Below are 20,651 nucleotides of genomic sequence, written 5' to 3' on the forward strand. Positions count from 1 at the left end.
ACGACAGCTGAGGAGGTGATGATCTACTCTACAACAATACCCATACTTTTAAAGCAGACCGACAGGAAATCCTTGTTCCCCTTAACGAATGAAATGTAAACCATAAGAGAAATAGGTATTGATCCTAACAATCCTAATTATGGTTTAAAATTTTCACCCATCAATTATTGTGGATATTCTATCTGAATAGATTTTTATCATTTAAAATAGATTCCCTACCTTTAAGTAGATAAAAGCTTAGCACTTCCCCATTTCCATTCTATAAAAACACCCTCTGCCCAAGAGGAAACAAATAATAAAAAAAAATTAATTATGATTGTTAGAAGCGACTCATTTACCATTGACTTTTCCGAGAGAGATCCTCAATTCCCAGACGGAAATGATATCCTAAAATCACCTTATTTCAAATACTTGAAAAGGTTTCTTTATCATGATCTGATGGATTTACACCCAGAATTAGAAGACGAATATGTAAGCAGAATTAAAGAACTCGAATTAGGAGACCCCTTATTAATCGAGACATTTATGCATCTGTACGAAATGGATAACGACATTTTAAAATGTAATGAAGCCCAACCTGCTGTTAATGAACAATTATTGAATGAGGGCTTTAAGTATATTGTAGAAAATTTAAGTACCTGTGATGATGGCGATTATGTATAAACAACATTCAATTATTTATAAGAAATGATAACCCACAAAATGGGTAAATTAAAAAAACTAGAGCTTGGGTTTATAATCTAGGCTCTTTTGTAAAGTTAATTCCTTCTATACTTCATGACTTTATTTCCATTATTCTTTTCTGAATCAATATTGATTTCTTCAAAGCCTAATTTTTTATATAAATGATAGGCCGCAAGATTATGAGCGGTAACCTCTAAAACAATGTCAATATCATGAAATCTATTTTCCGCTTCATGAATAACGGACTGAATTAATCCGAACCCGATATTCTTTCCCTGATAATTTTTCTTAACATACATTTGATAAATGCTGCCTGTAGAAATCCCCTCTTTTACAAAAACACAAATTCCAATTAATTCACTCCTATCGAAGGCACCAAATATTAATTTTTCCTGAACCGGATTTTCTATATTATCTTCTAATGTAAATTTTTCAATTTTTAACGATTCTTCATAGTTGGCACCAAAAGATTCGGGAAACACTTTCAAACTTTCCAATCTTATCATCCTGTAATCTTTACTTTCACAGGGCAATAGCGGACGGTATTCAATTTTAACACTGCTCATTTTGAATCCATTTTGTAACATTCAAGTACCTATTTGTAACAATATTATTCTCTCTAATTTTTAAAACATGTAAATATATCATATTTTGAAAATAATCTTTGGCACGATTATTTAATATAGACAAATAACTCATGTTTAATTTGAGTTTTCATGGTTATTAGTTTTTATCCCTGGTTAACCCCAGGGATTTTTATTTTAAATATTTTGATGAATTTTCGATAAATAATCAATGATATTTGCCGAATCAGTTTATATGATTTGAAAGCAAAATACCGGATATTTATTGAATAGGAAAAGAACCTGAATTATTCAATAATCAATTGGACTTTATCTTTTGAATTGGATTTGAAAAATATTCATTATAAAATGTAAGAATCATATTTACATTGTAAAAAATATTTTATACCTTCGCTTTATGATAACAAACAACAGAACATATTATTATAGAATTTTAAACTCAAATTTGGGATAGGGATTCTTATAAACATAACATAAACCTCGTCCTTGGGCGGGGTTTTTTATTTTAAAAAATTTAACAAGATGAAAATAAGCATCATCGGTGTAGGTCTCATTGGAGGATCTATCGCATTGAAATTAAGACAAAAAGGAATTGCAGATTTTATTTACGGAATAGATAACAGTAACGAACACCTTAACGAAGCATTAGATTTAAAGATCATTGATGCCAAGGTAGATCTTGAATACGGAATAAAAAATTCGGACCTCATCATCATCGCTATTCCTGTAGATTCTGCAAGGAAAATACTACCCGGCGTTTTAGATTTAATCTCTGACAAACAAACCGTAATGGACGCAGGTTCTACCAAAGCCGGAATCGTTTCGTCTGTAAAAGATCATCCGAAGCGTTCAAGATTTGTTGCTTTTCACCCAATGTGGGGTACGGAAAATAGCGGTCCGAAATCAGCCATCTCTGAAAGTTTTTCAGGAAAAGCGGGCGTGATTTGTAATAAAGAAGAATCTGCTGAAGACGCTTTGCTTTTAGTAGAAAAAATTGTTGAAAGTCTTGATATGCATTTAATCTATATGGATGCAGAAGCTCATGATGTTCACACTGCCTATATTTCGCATATTTCACATATCACCTCTTACGCATTAGCCAACACTGTTTTGGAAAAGGAACGCGAAGAAGATACTATTTTTCAATTGGCGAGTTCCGGTTTTTCGAGTACCGTTCGTTTAGCAAAATCTCATCCTGAAATGTGGGTTCCGATCTTCAAACAAAATAAAGAAAATGTGTTGGATGTTTTAAATGAACATATCAGCCAATTAAGAAAATTCAAATCTGCTTTAGAAAAAGAAAATTACGAATATTTAGGAGAATTGATATCGAATGCGAACAAAATAAGAGGAATACTTGATAAATAGGCGCATTTTCACCATTTCTAACTATAAATCAACCCTACAAACTTCCGATATTGGAAGTTTTTTTTATGCCTAAATTCAACATGTTTTTTAATAAAGTTAAAATATTTTTTAACTTTATTAAAAATTTAATTACTTTTGTAAAAACAATATTCAATGAAACTGCCAATTATTTGTCCAAGTTGTGATCACACGCTTAATGTAAGTCAGATGAAATGCCCAAGCTGTACAACAGAAGTGAGTGGAGATTATGAGCTTCCTGTTTTTCTTAAACTAAACAGAGAAGAGCAGGATTTTATCCTCAACTTTTTTTATCGAGTGGAAGTATCAAAGAAGTGGCAAAACAGGCAGATCTTTCCTACCCTACCATGAGAAATAAAATGGACGACCTGATTTTGAAAATAGATCAATTAAAAGCTAACAATTAAAATCATTTTTATGAATTGGAAAACAGTCTTCAATCCGTTTGAAAGGTTTAATGATAAAACTTTACTGATTGCCGGAATTCTATCTATCCCGATGGTTATAGCAATTGGTTACTTTTCCGGAAGCTATTTCAGCAGCATCTATCGAATTAATAATCTGGAAAAAATATCTGTTCAAGGGGTGGCAATTCCTACATTGATAAGTTTTCTTTCATCCATTATCATTCTTTTTATTTTAGGCAAAATTTTAAATTCCAAAACACGATTTATCGATATTGTGAATACTGTTTTAATCTCACAAATACCTCTTGCCTTTTTATTGCTTTTTCAAAAACTGACCTTCATAAATACTGCAGCAAAAACAGTTAGAATCTATCAAAAAAATCCTACAGGATCATTCCCTATTGTAGACTTTATTATAATGATTTCAACCATAATATTTGTATGCACTATACTCATCTACAGCATGGCTATCTACTATAACGGCTTTAAAACAGCAACCAATATAAAAAAATGGCAAAGTGTTGTTCTTTTTTGTGTCGTCTCATTTCTTACGATGGTCATTTGCCAAATTTTCAATAACTAAACCCACATACGATTATGAAAATAAAACTTTTATTAGTGCTATTATTTTTAGCACAGATTTGTCACGCCCAAACTATTGAAGGAATTTGGAAAGGAGACCTTGATACCGGTGGTACAATACTTCCTGTTATCCTTAATATCAAGAAAACAAACACAGGATACATCTCCTCCCTCAACAGCCCTAAACAAAGCACAAAAGATATTGCTATAGACAAAACAGAGTTTATCAATAATGAATTAACCTTTGAAGTCAAAAGCATAAAAGCGATATATAAGGGAATCTTTAAAAAAGATCATTTTGAAGGAAACCTCATCCAAAATGGGGCTAGTCTTCCTTTAAATTTCACCAATAAACCAACAACAGCTGACTCTGCTGAAAAAACTACAGATATTCCTTACCTTAAAGATCATGCCATTGATACCAAAAAGATGGATGATTTTCTAGATTATATCGCCAAAAACAAGCAAGGAATTGGCAGTGTTTCTATTTTCAGAAAAGGTCAGGAAGTATACAAAAAAAGTTTCGGACAAGACCAGATAAAAAATAGCAGCTACGATGAGCTTACCAAATATCAAATTGGTTCCATCAGTAAATTAATGACTGCCGTTATGATTTTTCAGCTGATTGAGAATAATAAATTAAGCTTGTCTGATAAACTGTCTAAATTTTATCCTGAAATTCCCAATGCCGCAAAAATCACTATTGGAAGCATAATGAACCATACCAGTGGACTAGGAGATTATGTAGGAAAATCACTTGAGAACAATTGGTTATTTGGAAAACCTGTGGGAAATGATGCCATCATCTCAGCAATAAAAAAAGATGGAGTAAGCTTTCAGCCCGGAGAAAAAACTCAATACTCAAATTCCGGCTATTTTCTTTTGAGTAGAATTTTAGAAAAAATAAAAAATCAGCCTTATCATGTAATCCTGAAAGAAAACATCCTTGACAAAGCTAAAATGAACAATACGTTTTCCGTACTTGATAACGCAGGAAATACTTTTAAGCCTTATCAATATAAAAATAATAACTGGAGTGAGGTTAAGGATTTCAACTTTAACAACTGTATCGGTTTAGGAGATATCACTTCTACCCCAACGGATATGAATATGTTTATTAATGCCTTATTCAGCAATCAATTGATAAAAAAAGAAACGTTGGAAATCATGATGCCTCAAAAAGATGAAAAACATTTCGGTAGAGGAATCATGAAATTCCCTTTCTACAATATTACTTATTTTGGACATGGTGGTGATACGGCGGGAACACATTCTTCGCTGTCTTTCGAACCAGTGGATCAGTTATCATTCGCTGTTACCATAAATGGTGAAAATCTCCCTCACAATAAGCTTTATATTGATATTTTAAGAATTATATATAATCAGGATTTTGAGTTTCCGGTATTTAATGAGACAAAAATTCCAGCCTCAGAACTGGAAAAGTATTTGGGAGACTATTCTTCAAAAGATATCCCTTTAGCATTAAAAATTATTTCCAAAGACGGAAAACTACTCGCACAGGGAAGTGGACAGCCGCCATTTCCATTGGAATATATAGAAAAAGATCAGTTTAAATTTGACGATGCGGGTATCAAAATTATTTTCGACTCAGAAAAACATCAGCTACAGCTTCTACAAGGTGGAAAAACCTATGTATTTAACAGAAAATAAATAACAAAAAATCCTTAGACCATATGATCTAAGGATTTTTTTATCTGTTAGTATATCTTATATTCAGGTTGAAAATTTAACATTCCGGAACATTCACCGCAATGGCCAATCCTCCTTCAGATGTTTCTTTAAATCTGTCGTTCATTGATAAAGCAGTTTCCCACATGGTTTGAATCACCTCATCTAAAGTTACTCTTGCTTTTGCAGGATCACTTTCAAGAGCAATATTTGCTGCCGTGATAGCTTTCATTGCACCCATCGTATTTCTTTCAATACAAGGAATTTGAACCAATCCTTTTATTGGGTCACAAGTTAAGCCAAGATGATGCTCCATCGCAATTTCCGCAGCCATTAAAACCTGACCAATGCTTCCTCCTAAAATCTCTGTTAGTCCCGCCGCAGCCATTGCCGAAGAAACTCCGACCTCAGCCTGGCAACCTCCCATTGCTGCAGAGATTGTTGCATTTTTTTTGAATAATGTTCCTATTTCTCCTGCAACCAATAAAAATCTTGTAATATCATCTTCGCTTGTGAAAGGCGTGAAAGCCTGAGAATACATTAATACAGCCGGAATTACCCCACTCGCTCCGTTAGTAGGAGCCGTAATAATTCTACCGAAAGCTGCATTTTCTTCATTTACAGCCAATGCAAAACAGGCGATCCATTTATTGATATTGGTGAAGTTTTCTTCGGCATCTACTACCATCTGAAACCATTCATCCTTATTTTTATAGATCTTATCTTCTCCTAATAATTTTCTGTTGATTCCGGCAGCTCTTCTGGAAACATTTAATCCTCCAGGAAGAATTCCTTCTTTATTGACGCCTTTATAGATGCATTCTTTAATTTGTTTCCAAATGTAAAGGGCTTCGGCTCTTGTTTCCTCTTGAGTTCTCCAGCTTTCTTCATTAATTAAAATCAAATCTGAAACCTTGCTAAACCCTAACTTCTCACAATATTTTACAATATCCTTTCCATGATGACAAGGATATAATGTACGTACACATTGTTTTTCTATTGAATTTTTTTCCTGACTTGCAATAAAACCTCCTCCCACAGAATAAAAATCCTGAACAAGCTCTGTTCCATCCTCAAAGATAGCTTTGAAGATCATTCCGTTAGGATGGAAATCCAAAGACTCTTTCATATTAAGAACAAGGTGATGCCCGTAGATAAACGGAATTTTCTTTTCACCTCCCAGATTTAGGATCTGATCTCTTTTTATTGTTTCCACCATCTCATCAATTTTTGATGTATTGATGGTTTTGAAATCTTCACCATTCAAACCAAGCATTCCGGCAATATCGGTACCGTGACCAATCCCCGTTTTAGCTAATGAACCGAAAAATTCCAGAAAAACTTCTTTAACCTCAGCAATTGATCTTTCTCTTTTTATAATTCTGATAAATGCAGAGGCTGCATTCCATGGCCCCATTGTATGCGAACTGGACGGCCCTATTCCTACTTTAATAATCTCAAAAACTGATATTGATTCCATAAATAATTCATCATATTACCTCAAAAACAAAGATACATGATAAATCCTTATGAAGCTCGGTCTTCTCTACGGATTCGTAATTATTTGAAAATTTGAACTTACCATTTAAGGCTTTCTTCATGCTGAGATAAATCAAGCCCCATCTCTTCAGACTCTTCCGAAACTCTTAGGGTGATAATTTTATCGGTGATTTTATATAACAATAGCGAGCCAAAAAATGCAAATATAGAAACAAGTACTAAAGCCATCATATGATGAGCAAACACGCCAATTCCACCATGCAGAAGACTTGCGTTTTCACCATGGGCAAAGATGGCAGTAAGAATCATTCCCATAATTCCTCCTACTCCATGGCAAGCAAAAACATCTAAAGTATCATCAATCTTTTTCAATGCTTTCCAATTCAGCATCATATTAGAAACAATGGCTGAAATAAAACCTATAAAAAGACTTTCAGAGATGGAAACGAAGCCACACCCCGGAGTAATTGCCACAAGCCCTACAACAGCACCAATACAAGCTCCCAAAGCAGAAACACTTCGTCCGTTAATTCTATCGAAAAATATCCACGTCATCATAGCAGATGCAGAAGCAATTGTTGTGGTCCCAAAAGCAGTCGCTGCTGTAGCATTGGCACTCAACGCAGACCCCGCATTAAATCCAAACCATCCAAACCAAAGCATTCCGGTTCCTAAAAGAACGAAAGGAATATTGGAGGGCTCATGATGCGGTTTCTTTCTATTTCCTAACACTAATGCTCCGGCTAATGCTGCAAATCCTGCGCTCATGTGAACAACAGTTCCGCCTGCGAAATCTTTAACTCCAAAATATTTATTTAAAAGCCCTTCCGGATGCCAAACCATATGGCAAAGCGGTGCGTAAATGCAAATACTGAAAAGCACCATGAACAGTAAATACGAAATAAACCGCACTCTTTCGGCAAAAGATCCTGTGATCAAAGCCGGAGTAATCACCGCGAATTTCATTTGAAACAAGGCAAAAAGTATAAAAGGGATGGTAGAAGCCATCATTTTATGAGGCAAAACACCTACACGGGTAAAAAAGGGATAGCTTAGCGGGTTTCCAATGATGCCATAATGGACTCCATTAATTTCAAAACCTAAAGAATCTCCAAAAGACAAAGAAAACCCAACCACAACCCAAAGAATAGATATCACACCGAGAGCAATAAAACTTTGCAGCATGGTGGAGATAACATTTTTCTTACCAACCATTCCGCCGTAGAAAAATGACAATCCGGGCGTCATTAACAACACCAGACCTGCCGCAGATAAGACCCAGGCAACATCTGCTCCAACGATTTTATCTTCACTTAAAAACTCTCCGTTATTTGGAAAATCAACGATCAGACTCCAAAATAATCCGCCTATTGCAACAAGAGCTATGATAGCAAATGAAACAATCCACTTTAATCCTATTTTCATAAAATTTAAATTTAACCCTATCAAAAGTAAACATAATTTTACAAAAATCATATTTTAAAATAATAAACCCCTTAAATTTTACAATAAATTAAGATTAAAATTGTTTTAAATTTAAAAAACTTCACTTAATACCTTAGAAACCTCTTTGTATTTTGTAGCAGGAAACAGATGCGTTCCGCCTTTAATAATGTAATTAGGTTTTGAATATTTAATCGGAAAAACAAAATCTCGATCTCCCAAAATCTGAATCACGTTGGGATTTTCTTCAAATTTCCATTCGGAGACTTTTTCTACTGACCATTTTAAATAATAAGGATCTCTTACTTTGAAATATTGCAAGATTTTAGGATTTTTAGGATCAAATAATTTTCTAACCACAGAATATACATTCGCAGCTCTATTATTAAAAAGTCCTAAAGGAAGCACTCTTGGAATTTTTGTAACTTCTCCTGTCTTTATAAACTTTGATTTTTCTTTGTCAGATTTTATACTGCCTAGAATAACTACTTTTTCAGCCGGCTTTATTGTATTGATCTCCTGAACGATAATTCCTCCAAATGAGTATCCTAAAAGGCAAAAAGGCTCTGAAGTATCTATTTTCTCAGCCATACGTTCTACATAGGCAGAAAGAGGTTCGTTTTTCTCAGGAATCAACCAGTCGATAAAAACAATCTCACAATGCTCCGGAAACTGTAGTCTTTCGAGTACTTTAAAATCTGCACCAAGACCACTTACAACATAAACTTTCATGATGCTAAAATAAAAAAAATGAGTGATTAAAAAATCACTCATTCGTTTATTTATAAAAGTAGAATATCCTACTTCTTTTTTACAGGAACTCTGTTGTCATTATCCAATTTCTCTGTAGAAACTTTGAACTGGATATCCATTTCGTCTTTGATGAAATAATCTTTCAATGAAGACTGATAGAATACTTTGAAATCTTTTCTGTTCAATGAGAACTTAGCAGACTCAACAACTACTGTAAACTGAGTAACATATACGTTAGCAGGGAAAGTGATAGTCTTTCTCACCCCTTTTATCGTTACATCACCATACACGGTTGAATTGTACTGGCTGTTTGCTAAAGGAATAATTTTAGTTAAATGAAATATTGCGATCGGGAATTTTTTAACTTCGAAAAAATTCGTGCTTTTAAGATCGTTCGTAAGCTTGATCATATCTTCATCTGAAACATCACCCGCCATTAAACTCTTCATATCTATCACAAATTCTCCGTCTACCAAGACCGTTTTATCAAAGTTGAATTTTCCACTTTTTAGTTTTACCGTTCCGGAATGTGATGAAGCTTCAGTTTTTACAACTTTATATCCCCACCATCTGATCTCAGATGAAGTAACTTTTGATACTTTATCAAACTTCCTTTGAGCAAAAACAAATGATATGCTCGCACACATCATCGCAAACAATAGTAATCTTTTCATTCTTTTTTATTTACAATTCAACAAAAATAAAAAAAAGTGTAGAACTTCTACACTTTTAACAATCTTTTTTTGATTAAATTATTTAGCAGTCACTTTTACAACCATATCTATTTCATCTTTCACAAAAACATCTTGCATGGTAGACTTGTAAGCGATATCAAATTTTTGTCTGTCGATCGTAAATTTATCTGATACTAAACTTACCACTCCTTTGCTGTAAGAAATTTTTGCAGGGAAAGCAACTTCGTTAGTTTTTCCTTTAACTGTTAAATTTCCTGTCACTAAAAAACCGTAAATTTTATCATTATTTTTCTTTACAGAAGTAATTTTAAAAGTAGCGGTAGGGAATTTCTCCACTTCAAAGAAATCTCCGTTTTTAAGGTGTCCGTTTAATTTTCCTTGGTATTCTCCAGAAAGGTCAGTAGAGTTGATAGAAGTCATGTCTAAAGTGAAAGACCCCCCTACTAATTGGTTTCCTTTCATGATCATATCTCCAGATTTTACTTTTACAGTACCATCATGAGAGCTTGCCTCAGATTTAGCAACTTTATACCCCCACCAGTGAACATCAGATGCTACTACTTTTTTAGACTGTCCGAAAGCTAAACCACCAGCTAAAACTGCTAATAAAAATATTTTTTTCATTTTGAAATAAGTTATTTACTTTGTTTATTTAATGATGCAAATGTAGCCAACTTATCTAATAGATTTCATTGATGTATATCAATAAAAATAATAAATTTCATGAATAATATCACATAATAAAAAACTCCGAATTTCTTCGGAGTTGATCTTTATTCTTGGTAATAAGCAGTATAGAGTGCTGCGCCATTTAATCCCGTCTGATTTTGCTTAATCAGGTAAATCGGAATATTTTTAAGCATCTCCTCCATTTTATCGCTTATCCTAAATTTTTCATAGAACTTGTCTTTATCTATATACTTACTGATCATCTGCGGAATATCTCCTGAGATCAATAATCCACCTGTCGCTTTCAACTTTAAAGTCATGTTATTGGCTTCTCTTGCTAAAAACTCAAGGAAAGTATCTAACGCTATTTTACAGATCAATACATCATCTTCCACAGCTGCTTTATAGATTTCTTCAACAAAGTTTCCTTTAGCCAAACGTTCTGATAACCATTCCGGCTCAGGATGTCTTTTTACGTCTCTTAAAAACCTATAGATATTAAACAATCCGGTTTTAGAAAGTACATTTTCCCAACTTACAATTCCATAAATATTATTTAAGAATTGATAGAACTCAACTTCAACGTTTGTTCTTGGAGAAAATTCTGAGTGACCACCTTCTGTTGCAAATGGTCTTAAGTATTTCCCGTCAAAGAAATATCCGGCTTCTCCCAGTCCGTTTCCGGGCGCAAGGATTGCTACGTTACCGTTTTCAAGATGACCGCTGGTATAGATATCATCCATATCAGAATCTTCAAGAAGGCCCATTCCATAAGCAGAAGCCTCAAGGTCATTAAGCATGTCTACTCTCTCAAATCCGAAATCTCTTGTGATTTCTTCCTGATCTAAGTTCCAGCCTAATCTTGCAGGGCTACTCTTTCCATAAAGAACGGGTCCGGGAATTGCCATTCCCAAACGTTTTACATTTTCCAACGCGTTATCCTGAATAAATATTTTCAATATATCCGAAAAAGAAGCGTACTCTTTCGTTGGGTAATCTTTTTGGATTTTCATCTCAAGACCTCCGTTACCGGAAACAAAATAGCCCAAGGTTGTAGTATCTTCACGTAGGTTTGCCCCAATGATAGAAACATTATCATTATTACTGTTTTTTACTCCTGGTAAATAAAGCGGAAATTTTGGATTCAAAATCATAATCACAAATTTTATCAAATATAATAATTGTTTTGGTAAATACTACAGGGAAAGAAAAAACCTTTTCAAAAAAACGAAAAGGTTTTGGTTAATAATTGTTTATATTTAAATCTAATTACTTTCCTAATGCAATATTGTAAGAAAATCCTACGCCAATGTTCCCCACATTGTAGTCTCTATCTCCTATCTGGCCTTTATCTCCTGTAAATACTTTTTGATATTGTACGAAGAAATTCCAGTCTTTGTTATGATATCCTATCTCTGGTTTGATGTAAAAACCTCCATTCGGTCTGTCAACCGTACTGTTAGAAGCTACCTTATCATCACCTACCAAGAAACCATACCCTAAATCTGTTCCGAAATAAAATCCTGTTTGTTTAGGATAAATTCTGATCAATGCTCCTACAGGAATTACCCCCACGTCATTGTTGTTGATTCCGTTGTTATCCTTAGAAAAATAATGGGTATATCCTGTTGCGATACCTAACCCAAATCCAGGAGTGATTAAGTTTTGATATGCTACATCTACTCCGGCAGAAGCAGAAAAGTTATCTGAGGGTACTGCTAAACCAACATTGGCCCCCACCTTAATCATATTATTCATTTTTGAGCTTTGAGCACTTACTACACCAACCGTTAAAACTCCAGCTAGCAAGATAGCTTGTTTAAACATTTTCATAACTCTATTGTTTTAAATTTTACTAATCAGTTAGATGTAAAAATCGTGCCAAGGAACGCTTCACTGCTCATTTTAACATTTAAAAAAATCACAAAATAATGAATATCAATTAATTAAATTAATCAAAAATTAAATAAGTGTTTAACTTGAAACCTTAAAAAGTAATATTAAGAATTCTTAACCGTTATCCTTTTAACCTTTTACCTTTAGAAACATCCAAAAAATAAATTGTCTTATGATCGACCCTTCACTTTTACATAATAAACACCTTCTTTGGCGTGCCGGTTTTGGAGCGGGAATCAATCAGTTTGAAGATTTGAAAAACAAAGACAGTAAAACTTTAATCAAAGAACTGTTTAAAGAAGAAAATTTCTCGGAGGTTAATTATAATACTCCTGATGTAGAAACAATTGACTACATGAGCGATAAATCCCCTGCTGAAAAGAAAAAGGAAATACAGAGAATTAACAGAGATCAAAACAACGAACTGAATCTGAATTTCCTCAATAAAATGATCAACAGCAATGAACAAATGAGAGAAAAAATGGCTTTTTTCTGGCACGGACATTTTGCTTCAAGAGTTCAAAACCCAAAATTCAACAGGCAATTATTAAATATCATCAGAAAAAATTCTTTAGGAAATTTCAAAGATCTTTTGTTTGAAGTGAGTCAAGCACCGGCCATGCTTAATTTTCTTAATAATCAACAAAATAAAAAAGATCATCCCAATGAAAACTTTGCCCGAGAAGTGATGGAATTATTTACCATGGGAAGAGGAAATTACACCGAAAAAGACATCCGCGAAGGAGCAAGAGCTTTTACAGGCTGGGGATATGATAAAGAAGGGAATTTTGCTGAAAGAAAAAAACTTCATGATGAGGGTACAAAAACCTTTCTTGGAAAAACAGGCAATTTTACAGGAACTGATGCGTTAAATATCATTCTTGAACAGAAAACAACCGCTAAATTTATTACCGCTAAAATTTATAAATTCTTTGTCAATGAAACGATTGATGAGAATATTGTGGATAAGTTAAGCGACAGTTTTTACACCTCCAATTACGACATCAAAAAACTAATGACTGATATATTTTCAAGCGCATGGTTTTATGACAAAAAAATATTGGAAACAGAATAAAATCTCCCATAGAATTAATGGTAGGAATGATGAGGACGTTGCCGATGAATATTCAAAATCCTGAAAACCTCATCGTGTATCAAAAATTATTAGGCCAAATGTTGCTTTACCCTCCCAATGTTTCGGGATGGCCCAACGGAAAATCCTGGATCGACAGTTCAACATTAATGCTCAGACTTCAGATTCCTCAAATTTGGTCGGGTTTACGGCCTTTAGAATATTCTCCGAGGGAAGATGATGATATTGATATGGGAATGAAATCGCGAGAAACCGCCTTAAACAAAAGTTTTAAAAACCCGAATATTACCATTGACTGGACTCGTGTTGAAAAAGCTTTTAATAAAAAAAACTGTGAAGATTATTTGATTCAAAATCAAAAAAGTCTGGATATGGATACGGTAAAAAACTTCTCAGACAACAGCGTGAAAATGGATGTTATCAATTTAATGTCAACCCCAGAATATCAATTAATGTAAATATTTTGAGGGATCAGGTTTTAGGGCTTAATCTTGAAAAAGCCATGAACTAATTCCTAAACCCTAAATTCTAAACCCTAATATTATGCTAATCAAAAGAAGAGAATTTCTCAAAATAAGTTCATTAGCTACCGCATCATTAATGGTACCTAATTTCCTAAAGTCGATGACATTGGACCATGCTTTGGAACGCAATCAAAAGATCTTGATCGTTCTTCAGTTCACGGGTGGAAATGATGGATTAAATACGATCATTCCTACAAAAAATGACATTTATTTTAAAGAAAGAAGCAAAATTGCCATACAGAATTCTTTACCGCTTAATGATGAAGCAGGAATTAATCCGGCTTTGTCTTATTTTAAAGAACTGTTTGACAATGGAGACCTTTCGGTTATGAACAATGTGGGTTATCCGAATCCTGATAAATCCCATTTTCGAAGTATGGATATCTGGCAATCTGCAAGCAAAAGCAATGAGTTTTTAGAAACGGGATGGTTAGGACGTTTTCTGGATGAAGAATGTTACAAATGTGAGCATCCAACACAAGCTTTGGAAGTTGATGATATGCTAAGTTTAGCCTTAAAAGGAGAAAATAATAAAGCTTTCGCTTTCAAAGATCCTAAAAGATTGTATCAAACCAGTCAGGAGAAATATTTCAAGTCGCTTTACGATCATCATCATGATGACGAAACGGTATCTTATTTATATCAAACGCTGGGTTCAACAATCAACAATGCAGGCTATATTTTCGATCAAAGCAAAGCAAAAAAAACGGATCAAACGTATCCTAATTCACAGTTAGGAAAAGACTTTAAAACCGTTGCTTCATTGATAAAATCTGATATTAATACTCAGGTGTATTATCTTTCTGTGGGAAGTTTTGACACGCACGTTAACCAAAATGAAAGACAGGAAAAGTTGTTTAGCGATATTAATGAAGCCGTAAAATCTTTCGTTGCCGATATGAAAGCTAACGGCTTGTTCAATGATATTTTATTAATGACATTCTCAGAATTTGGTCGTCGTGTTGCTCAAAATGCCAGCAACGGAACCGATCACGGAACCGCCAATCAAATGTTTTTTATCAGTGGCGGGCTAAAAAAGAAAGGACTTCTCAATGCACTCCCCGATCTACAGAATTTGAATGAAGGAGATTTAATGTACACCGAAGATTTCAGGAAAGTATATGCTACAGTTCTGAAAAATTGGTTAAAAGCAGATTCTTCTAAAGTTTTGGGCTGGAAAAACGGGGTGTATGATTTTGTTTAATCATTTGGCTTTAAATACCATCATTACAAAAAAAAGAGATTGCTTTTGAAACAATCTCTCTTTATTTTTTAACTTCACAATCCTTAAGGTTGGGTTGGAATTGGTTTTTTCTCATCTTTCTTTCCTGTTATTTTTTTAACAAGGAAATCGATTGCTAAAGGGGCGATAATTGCAATTAATGCTTTGAAAATTCTTGATCTCATAATGCTATTTTTGTATAATAATTACAATTTTTACGCCATAATATAGATTTATTGCAAATTATTGCTCATCATCAGAAATAATTAGGTTTTCATAATTCAAACTTCCTCCTTTGAATTTCTCTTCCATTCTTAATCTTAACTTTCGTGGTTTATGTACAATTAAGCTTTCACCAAATCCCAGCAAAAGCCTTTCTAACTCGAAATTTAATTGAACACAAATTTTAAAAATCGTTCCTTCATTCGTTTCACTTACAATCTCCTGACTGCTGTGCAAAGGCTTCGTTTTCACATATGGCGAGTTGGAAATATCAACAAAGAAAACAACATTTCTTGGATTCATTGTTTCTGAAACTGTAACTCCTACAATATCTTTAAAATACTCGTCGCCATCTAAATCTTTGTCAACAAATTGAATCTTTTCTTCAAATCCAATGTCCTCCATTCTGTCCAATGCCAGATTGTACATCTTTCCTTTATGGAGACAAATCAAAAACCATCGGTTATTAAATTCTTTCAATAATTGAGGATGAACAACAAAATTACTGGATTCTTTTGCTGTAAAACTTTTGTATAAAATATTCAATACTTTCTTATTTAAAATACCTTCATATAAAACATCAATATGTTCTAACCCTTTCAATTGCTCATTTTTATCCAAATGGATAATTGACTTCTGATTGGTAGCATGAATAGAATCTTCCAGTTTCTGAATCACCCCATTCATTTCTTTGAACATGGAGAAATCTTTGAACTGCTTTAAAATCTGCACGGCATTATTCATCGCCTTCAAATCACTTTCATTCACAGAAATATTATGAATGCTGTAATCCGGATCGCTGTAACGATAATACTTTCTTTCATAGACTTCAATAGGAGCTTCGTATCCGAACTTTTCACTGCGCATATTCTGCAGATCGAGCTGTACAGTTCGTTTGCTCACAAAAGATTCTTTGCCTTCAAATTCAAACAAAGCTTCAGAACATTCATCAATTAAATCTTCTAAAGTGTATTGCTTGTATTTGTTTTTAAGGCATTTATCTAGCGTTTTGTAGCGGATGAGGGCATTTTTATTGGATGACATGATATTTTATTTTGCGTTTTTGGTTAATTTTTGGAAAATCGCAAGGGCGCAATTTTATTAAAAACGTTGCGTGTTTAAGGCGCAAGGATTTTATCTTCGATAAAATTTAGCTGGACAATTTGTTGAAAATCTATGATTTTCTTGCGCCTTAAAAACAGTTTATACTTAAAAAATTGCGCCTTTGCGTTTATAACATAAATTTCCTTGTCAAAGCTTCACCTTCAAAGGAAATTCCGTCCCAGCCGAATTCGATGAAGTTTCTGATGTTTTGATGATCTGTTCCCTCAGGATTTTTCAGGACATCTTCTCTGTAAAATTCTCCGAAAAGATTTAAAACTTCTTCTTTTGATAAATTATTCAGCTTTGCAAAACTGAAAACTTTACAAGAACCATTATTCTGATCTGCTTCATTTATTGTATTTCCGTTGGTGAATTTTGTTGGCGTGAAATTATAATTTTCATCAATATATGCAATCACCTCTTTAAATTGAATGGTCTCGGGAGAATTTTTTATTTGTTCTAGTATCATTTTTTTAAATTTTATCAAAAATAATTAAAATATTTTTATCTACGCAAAAAGATTGCACACTTGTGTTATTACTTTGCATCATCAAAATGAGAGAACACATGGAATTTAACGGAAACAATTTAATAGAATTAGGATATAGATCAGCGAAATGGTTTAAAGAAGCGATTGCGCATATCAATGAAAATAAATTAGATGAGACTCAAATCAAGACATATTTGGAACAATTCAAACAACCGGATTTGATTCCACTTCATGAAACAGCAAAAGATTTCATCATTAATATAAGAGCAGAAAACGAAAGTGAAACCGATAACGTGGAAAAAGTAATCAACACCATGAAACTTTTGATGAAAACGCCAACTTTAATTAACGGAGCCATCATGCCAGATGCTTGTCCGACAGGTCCTGAAGGTCAGATTCCAGTTGGTGGAGTTGTTGTGGCGAAAAATGCTATTCACCCCGGATTCCATAGTGCAGATATCTGTTGTTCTGTAATGTTGACAGATTTTGGAAAAGTAGATCCTAAAGAAGTTTTGGATGCAGCTCATTCAATTACACATTTCGGACCTGGAGGAAGACCAAGAGGAGAGCAAATGGAAATGTCTCAGGCATTGATGGATGCTTTTAGAGAAAATGACTTCTTGAATGATGAAAAATTAATCAGCATCTCCCGTTCACATATGGGAACTCAAGGGGATGGAAACCATTTCTTATTTGTCGGAATTTCAAAAAATACAGGAAATACAATGTTGGTGACTCACCACGGATCAAGAGCTCCAGGAGCAGCTTTGTACGATAAAGGAATGAAAGTAGCGAATAGATTCAGACAAGAAATTTCGCCAGAAACATTAAGAGAAAACGCATGGATCCCTTATGAAACTGAAGAAGGAAAATCATATTGGGAAGCCTTACAATTAATAAGAACATGGACAAAAGAAAACCATACCTCTATTCATGATGCTGTTTTAAACAAAATGGAAATCGAAAAACAAGATAGATATTGGAACGAACATAATTTTGTTTTCAAGGATGGAGATTTATTTTACCATGCAAAAGGAGCAACTCCGTTGGACGATAAATTTATGCCGGATATTACGGGACCAAGATTAATTCCGTTGAATATGTCAGAACCCGTTTTGATTGTTCAGGGAAAAACAAATGAGAGAAATCTAGGTTTTGCGCCACATGGAGCAGGAAGAAATTTTAGTAGAACTCAGCATAAAAGATCACTGGCCCATAAAACCATTGAAGAAATTTTTGAAGAAGAAACCAAAGGGTTAGATATCCGTTTCTTCTCAAATGAAATTGATATTTCTGAGCTTCCAACCGCTTATAAAAGTGCTAAAAACGTAAGAGCCCAGATTGAAGAATACGGACTTTGCGAAGTCTTGGATGAAGTGATGCCTTACGGATGTATTATGGCTGGGGATGTTCAGAAGAATGCGCCTTGGAAGAATAAGAAAAAATTTAGAAAAGCATAATTTTTAAATAACTAAAACTAATAACCAAACTTTGCAAGTGTGAAAGCCTGCAGGGTTTATGAAAACTTTTAATAATAACGGTAGGAGTAGTAGCTCAGATGGTAGAGCAACAGATTACTTTTCGCTTTTGGCAAATAAAGTTCCTGTAAAACTTCAGAGTTGTGGGTCGCAGGTTCGAGCCCTGCCTACTCCTCAAACTCATAAAAATGTTTATATTTAATGATTAATCATTTTCATTAGTAAAAAATTAAGGCAAAGAAAGTTCCTAATTGATTTCCCATATTTACTTTCCGCCTTTTTAAAAATTACGAGGCAAAGGGAGTTCCTATATTTGGATAATTACTCCCCGCCTTTTATAAAACTATAGGTAAAAGGAGTTCCTATATATTTCATTAAAAGAACTACTCCTCACTTATTTTTTTAAATTAAAAACAATGAAAACATTAAAATTATTCAATGCTGTATTAGCAAAAAAATCTCATGAAAGGCCTTTTATTTCAGAGGAAGGTTTTATCATTGAATCTGATGCACTTTGGGCTAAAAAAGAAATTATTTCTTATTATTCAAAAGAAAAACTGAATGGAAATGATTTAAACAAAACCTTTCATAAATCGTGGCAGAAAATCAAAGAAAGCACTAGAATTGAATTGTTAATTGAGCAAATCAACCACTATATTTCAACGTATGGAAGTAATTTTCAGAATGAAATTTATATCCCAAAAGAAGTATTGAATGTTCCTGATTTGAAGTTAACTTTTAAAGTAATTAAAGCCTATTCACAAGAAGAAATGCAGGAAAAATGTCTTTCTCTTTTGAAATCAGGTATTGCTTTGAAAGAAGAAACAATTGATGATCTGCTGTATATTCTGCATACAGAATTGGACTATGATTTTACAGGAAAAGAAAATATCCGAAACAAAGAAGCGATTATAAAAATTGCCGATTTGTACGATATTTACCCTGAAAATCCTGTTGAGTTTTTACGTTACGTGATTTATAAAACAACAAATACAACGCTTTTAATTAAAAACAATGATTTGATTGATTTAATTAAGCTAAGCAATTTTAATCCAACCTACCTATTTGAAAGTTTTGGATTGGAAAGATTGTCGGAAATCTTTAACAGATTTAAACCTTTATTTTTAGCTTATAAAAAGAGAGCTCCGAAAACAATTAATAAAATTTCGAAGCTATCGAAAGTGTATCATCAACCCTTAATTTCGAATCCATTAAATAATGCCACTAATATTTTGTTGGAAAACAGCGATTTGCACTGGTTGGAAAATGCAACACCTTTTGCTTTGTTTAAAGCTTTATCGGCTTGTTATTCAAGAATGCATGGTCAGGATACTTTTGTCTATAAAATCAGAAACGGAAAATCATGGACGAAGAAAGGAACGCCTACTTCTGCAAATGAATTAAATTATCATTTTATCTTAAATTATTTACAATCAAAATATAATCTTTCTGGAAAGAAAATGTATTTCCCTAAAGATGTAGAATTTGGTTTACCAACTTCCGAGAAAATGTTTGTGGGAAATATTCCGACCGGAACGAGATTTTATGGAGAAAGACTAGCAATCGGAATTTATTGGGAAGATGCTTGGGGAGCGAATGATCTCGACCTTTCCGGATTAAATATTGCAGGAAAAATCGGGTGGAATGCAGCTTATAATCAAGATAACGGACAATTGATGTATTCCGGAGATATGACCTCTGCTCCAACCGGCGCAGTAGAATATCTTTACGCTAACAAATATCTAAATACCCCAACGCTTGTGATGAATAGTGTTTTCTCCGGAGATGCCGACTGTGGTTATAAAATCGTTATCGGAAAAGGAGATGATATTTCCTACGAGTATATGATGAATCCTAATAATCTCTTTGCTGAAGCTAAATGTAACTCGATTCAGAAGCAGACGATTTTGGGAATGCTATTGCCAAAAGACGGAAAACAATGTTTTGTCTTGTTGAATTTCGGAGCAGGAAATTCACATGTTTCGGGAACTTCTGAAGTTTCTACAATGGCTACGAATGCGCTGTATCAACAATGGTACGAACCAATTTCTTTTAATCACTTGATGGAAGAACTGGGAGCAACCATCACTTCAGAAAAAGAAGAAGCAGACTTTGATTTCTCATTGGAAGCCTTGGAAAAAGATAGCTTTACCAAGATTTTTAAATAATATTTTAAGCTGCCATTTTGAGTGAAAAATCTTGAAATGGCGGTTTTGTTTTTAACGCAAAG

At 33.7% G+C, this 20,651-nt stretch carries 19 protein-coding genes, 1 tRNA gene and 1 pseudogene; 11 read left to right on the forward strand and 10 right to left on the reverse strand.

Annotated elements, in window-relative coordinates:
- Nucleotides 1–312 precede the first annotated feature (312 nt).
- On the forward strand, nucleotides 313–663 hold the full coding sequence (locus AMQ68_RS08185; RefSeq protein WP_054510163.1) for a hypothetical protein: 351 nt from the start codon (nucleotides 313–315) through the stop codon (nucleotides 661–663).
- A gap of 95 nt (nucleotides 664–758) precedes the next feature.
- Here the strand turns inward: AMQ68_RS08185 and AMQ68_RS08190 are convergent, their stop codons facing one another.
- Entirely contained in the window at nucleotides 759–1,250 is a 492-nt protein-coding gene (locus AMQ68_RS08190) for a GNAT family N-acetyltransferase (protein WP_054510569.1), read from the reverse strand.
- A gap of 540 nt (nucleotides 1,251–1,790) precedes the next feature.
- Between AMQ68_RS08190 and AMQ68_RS08195 the strand changes: the two genes are divergently transcribed.
- The 4 genes and pseudogenes from AMQ68_RS08195 to AMQ68_RS08210 all read left to right on the forward strand — a co-directional run bounded on the left by AMQ68_RS08195 (nucleotide 1,791) and on the right by AMQ68_RS08210 (nucleotide 5,314).
- The gene (locus tag AMQ68_RS08195; protein WP_054510164.1) at nucleotides 1,791–2,636 is read left to right on the forward strand and encodes a prephenate dehydrogenase; all 846 of its coding nucleotides are present in this window, start codon (nucleotides 1,791–1,793) and stop codon (nucleotides 2,634–2,636) included.
- Nucleotides 2,637–2,789: 153 nt separating this feature from the next.
- Nucleotides 2,790–3,061, forward strand: a pseudogene (locus AMQ68_RS08200) (DUF2089 family protein).
- A gap of 10 nt (nucleotides 3,062–3,071) precedes the next feature.
- Entirely contained in the window at nucleotides 3,072–3,644 is a 573-nt protein-coding gene (locus AMQ68_RS08205) for a YIP1 family protein (protein WP_054510165.1), read from the forward strand.
- 14 nt (nucleotides 3,645–3,658) lie between these two features.
- Nucleotides 3,659–5,314, forward strand: coding sequence for a serine hydrolase (locus AMQ68_RS08210; protein WP_054510166.1), 1,656 nt, complete (start codon nucleotides 3,659–3,661; stop codon nucleotides 5,312–5,314).
- A 76-nt stretch (nucleotides 5,315–5,390) separates the two neighbouring features.
- On the opposite strand, the gene AMQ68_RS08215 is transcribed toward AMQ68_RS08210, so the two are convergent.
- From AMQ68_RS08215 to AMQ68_RS08245, 7 genes are all read right to left on the reverse strand, one after another.
- The gene (locus tag AMQ68_RS08215) at nucleotides 5,391–6,812 is read right to left on the reverse strand and encodes an L-serine ammonia-lyase (protein WP_054510167.1); all 1,422 of its coding nucleotides are present in this window, start codon (nucleotides 6,810–6,812) and stop codon (nucleotides 5,391–5,393) included.
- Between the two features lie 98 nt (nucleotides 6,813–6,910).
- Nucleotides 6,911–8,257 carry an ammonium transporter gene (locus AMQ68_RS08220; protein ID WP_054510168.1) on the reverse strand — a complete coding sequence of 449 codons (1,347 nt, stop codon included), beginning with the start codon at nucleotides 8,255–8,257 and terminating at the stop codon, nucleotides 6,911–6,913.
- A gap of 111 nt (nucleotides 8,258–8,368) precedes the next feature.
- On the reverse strand, nucleotides 8,369–9,007 hold the full coding sequence (locus AMQ68_RS08225) for an alpha/beta hydrolase (RefSeq protein ID WP_054510169.1): 639 nt from the start codon (nucleotides 9,005–9,007) through the stop codon (nucleotides 8,369–8,371).
- 68 nt (nucleotides 9,008–9,075) lie between these two features.
- The gene (locus AMQ68_RS08230; RefSeq protein WP_054510170.1) at nucleotides 9,076–9,702 is read right to left on the reverse strand and encodes a YceI family protein; all 627 of its coding nucleotides are present in this window, start codon (nucleotides 9,700–9,702) and stop codon (nucleotides 9,076–9,078) included.
- Between the two features lie 78 nt (nucleotides 9,703–9,780).
- Nucleotides 9,781–10,347: a YceI family protein gene (locus AMQ68_RS08235; RefSeq protein WP_054510171.1), complete on the reverse strand. Its 567-nt coding sequence runs from the start codon at nucleotides 10,345–10,347 to the stop codon at nucleotides 9,781–9,783.
- Between the two features lie 149 nt (nucleotides 10,348–10,496).
- A complete protein-coding gene (locus AMQ68_RS08240; RefSeq protein ID WP_054510172.1) occupies nucleotides 10,497–11,546 on the reverse strand; it encodes a glucokinase in 1,050 nt (349 codons plus the stop codon).
- A 115-nt stretch (nucleotides 11,547–11,661) separates the two neighbouring features.
- Nucleotides 11,662–12,225 (reverse strand): hypothetical protein, encoded by a 564-nt coding sequence (locus AMQ68_RS08245; RefSeq protein ID WP_054510173.1) that lies wholly within the window; start codon nucleotides 12,223–12,225, stop codon nucleotides 11,662–11,664.
- Nucleotides 12,226–12,460: 235 nt separating this feature from the next.
- Between AMQ68_RS08245 and AMQ68_RS08250 the strand changes: the two genes are divergently transcribed.
- The 3 genes from AMQ68_RS08250 (at nucleotide 12,461) to AMQ68_RS08255 (ending at nucleotide 15,109) form a co-directional block, all read left to right on the forward strand.
- Nucleotides 12,461–13,363 carry a DUF1800 family protein gene (locus tag AMQ68_RS08250; RefSeq protein ID WP_262483896.1) on the forward strand — a complete coding sequence of 301 codons (903 nt, stop codon included), beginning with the start codon at nucleotides 12,461–12,463 and terminating at the stop codon, nucleotides 13,361–13,363.
- Between the two features lie 26 nt (nucleotides 13,364–13,389).
- Nucleotides 13,390–13,839, forward strand: coding sequence for a DUF1800 domain-containing protein (locus AMQ68_RS25815; protein ID WP_262483897.1), 450 nt, complete (start codon nucleotides 13,390–13,392; stop codon nucleotides 13,837–13,839).
- An 85-nt stretch (nucleotides 13,840–13,924) separates the two neighbouring features.
- Nucleotides 13,925–15,109, forward strand: a complete 1,185-nt coding sequence (locus AMQ68_RS08255) for a DUF1501 domain-containing protein (protein WP_054510174.1) — start codon at nucleotides 13,925–13,927, stop codon at nucleotides 15,107–15,109.
- A gap of 261 nt (nucleotides 15,110–15,370) precedes the next feature.
- On the opposite strand, the gene AMQ68_RS08260 is transcribed toward AMQ68_RS08255, so the two are convergent.
- Both AMQ68_RS08260 and AMQ68_RS08265 read right to left on the reverse strand, forming a co-directional pair.
- The gene (locus AMQ68_RS08260) at nucleotides 15,371–16,393 is read right to left on the reverse strand and encodes a YafY family protein (RefSeq protein WP_054510175.1); all 1,023 of its coding nucleotides are present in this window, start codon (nucleotides 16,391–16,393) and stop codon (nucleotides 15,371–15,373) included.
- A 187-nt stretch (nucleotides 16,394–16,580) separates the two neighbouring features.
- Entirely contained in the window at nucleotides 16,581–16,922 is a 342-nt protein-coding gene (locus tag AMQ68_RS08265) for a HopJ type III effector protein (protein WP_054510176.1), read from the reverse strand.
- 98 nt (nucleotides 16,923–17,020) lie between these two features.
- On the opposite strand from AMQ68_RS08265, the gene AMQ68_RS08270 reads away from it, so the two are divergent.
- From AMQ68_RS08270 to AMQ68_RS08275, 3 genes are all read left to right on the forward strand, one after another.
- Nucleotides 17,021–18,403 (forward strand): RtcB family protein, encoded by a 1,383-nt coding sequence (locus AMQ68_RS08270; RefSeq protein ID WP_054510177.1) that lies wholly within the window; start codon nucleotides 17,021–17,023, stop codon nucleotides 18,401–18,403.
- 83 nt (nucleotides 18,404–18,486) lie between these two features.
- A tRNA-OTHER gene (locus tag AMQ68_RS25190) sits at nucleotides 18,487–18,596 on the forward strand.
- A 241-nt stretch (nucleotides 18,597–18,837) separates the two neighbouring features.
- Nucleotides 18,838–20,589 carry a hypothetical protein gene (locus AMQ68_RS08275; RefSeq protein ID WP_054510178.1) on the forward strand — a complete coding sequence of 584 codons (1,752 nt, stop codon included), beginning with the start codon at nucleotides 18,838–18,840 and terminating at the stop codon, nucleotides 20,587–20,589.
- The last annotated feature ends 62 nt before the right edge of the window (nucleotides 20,590–20,651 follow it).

Origin of the sequence: Chryseobacterium sp. ERMR1:04, from assembly GCF_001297705.1 — a bacterium.
Classification (GTDB): Bacteria; Bacteroidota; Bacteroidia; order Flavobacteriales; family Weeksellaceae; genus Chryseobacterium.

Bases quoted from the DNA above. Each gene is read 5' to 3' on its own strand.
- AMQ68_RS08185 (WP_054510163.1), top strand. From the start codon at position 313: ATGATTGTTAGAAGCGACTCATTTACCATTGACTTTTCCGAGAGAGAT.
- AMQ68_RS08190 (WP_054510569.1), bottom strand. From the start codon at position 1,250: ATGAGCAGTGTTAAAATTGAATACCGTCCGCTATTGCCCTGTGAAAGT.
- AMQ68_RS08195 (WP_054510164.1), top strand. From the start codon at position 1,791: ATGAAAATAAGCATCATCGGTGTAGGTCTCATTGGAGGATCTATCGCA.
- AMQ68_RS08205 (WP_054510165.1), top strand. From the start codon at position 3,072: ATGAATTGGAAAACAGTCTTCAATCCGTTTGAAAGGTTTAATGATAAA.
- AMQ68_RS08210 (WP_054510166.1), top strand. From the start codon at position 3,659: ATGAAAATAAAACTTTTATTAGTGCTATTATTTTTAGCACAGATTTGT.
- AMQ68_RS08215 (WP_054510167.1), bottom strand. From the start codon at position 6,812: ATGGAATCAATATCAGTTTTTGAGATTATTAAAGTAGGAATAGGGCCG.
- AMQ68_RS08220 (WP_054510168.1), bottom strand. From the start codon at position 8,257: ATGAAAATAGGATTAAAGTGGATTGTTTCATTTGCTATCATAGCTCTT.
- AMQ68_RS08225 (WP_054510169.1), bottom strand. From the start codon at position 9,007: ATGAAAGTTTATGTTGTAAGTGGTCTTGGTGCAGATTTTAAAGTACTC.
- AMQ68_RS08230 (WP_054510170.1), bottom strand. From the start codon at position 9,702: ATGAAAAGATTACTATTGTTTGCGATGATGTGTGCGAGCATATCATTT.
- AMQ68_RS08235 (WP_054510171.1), bottom strand. From the start codon at position 10,347: ATGAAAAAAATATTTTTATTAGCAGTTTTAGCTGGTGGTTTAGCTTTC.
- AMQ68_RS08240 (WP_054510172.1), bottom strand. From the start codon at position 11,546: ATGATTTTGAATCCAAAATTTCCGCTTTATTTACCAGGAGTAAAAAAC.
- AMQ68_RS08245 (WP_054510173.1), bottom strand. From the start codon at position 12,225: ATGAAAATGTTTAAACAAGCTATCTTGCTAGCTGGAGTTTTAACGGTT.
- AMQ68_RS08250 (WP_262483896.1), top strand. From the start codon at position 12,461: ATGATCGACCCTTCACTTTTACATAATAAACACCTTCTTTGGCGTGCC.
- AMQ68_RS25815 (WP_262483897.1), top strand. From the start codon at position 13,390: ATGATGAGGACGTTGCCGATGAATATTCAAAATCCTGAAAACCTCATC.
- AMQ68_RS08255 (WP_054510174.1), top strand. From the start codon at position 13,925: ATGCTAATCAAAAGAAGAGAATTTCTCAAAATAAGTTCATTAGCTACC.
- AMQ68_RS08260 (WP_054510175.1), bottom strand. From the start codon at position 16,393: ATGTCATCCAATAAAAATGCCCTCATCCGCTACAAAACGCTAGATAAA.
- AMQ68_RS08265 (WP_054510176.1), bottom strand. From the start codon at position 16,922: ATGATACTAGAACAAATAAAAAATTCTCCCGAGACCATTCAATTTAAA.
- AMQ68_RS08270 (WP_054510177.1), top strand. From the start codon at position 17,021: ATGGAATTTAACGGAAACAATTTAATAGAATTAGGATATAGATCAGCG.
- AMQ68_RS08275 (WP_054510178.1), top strand. From the start codon at position 18,838: ATGAAAACATTAAAATTATTCAATGCTGTATTAGCAAAAAAATCTCAT.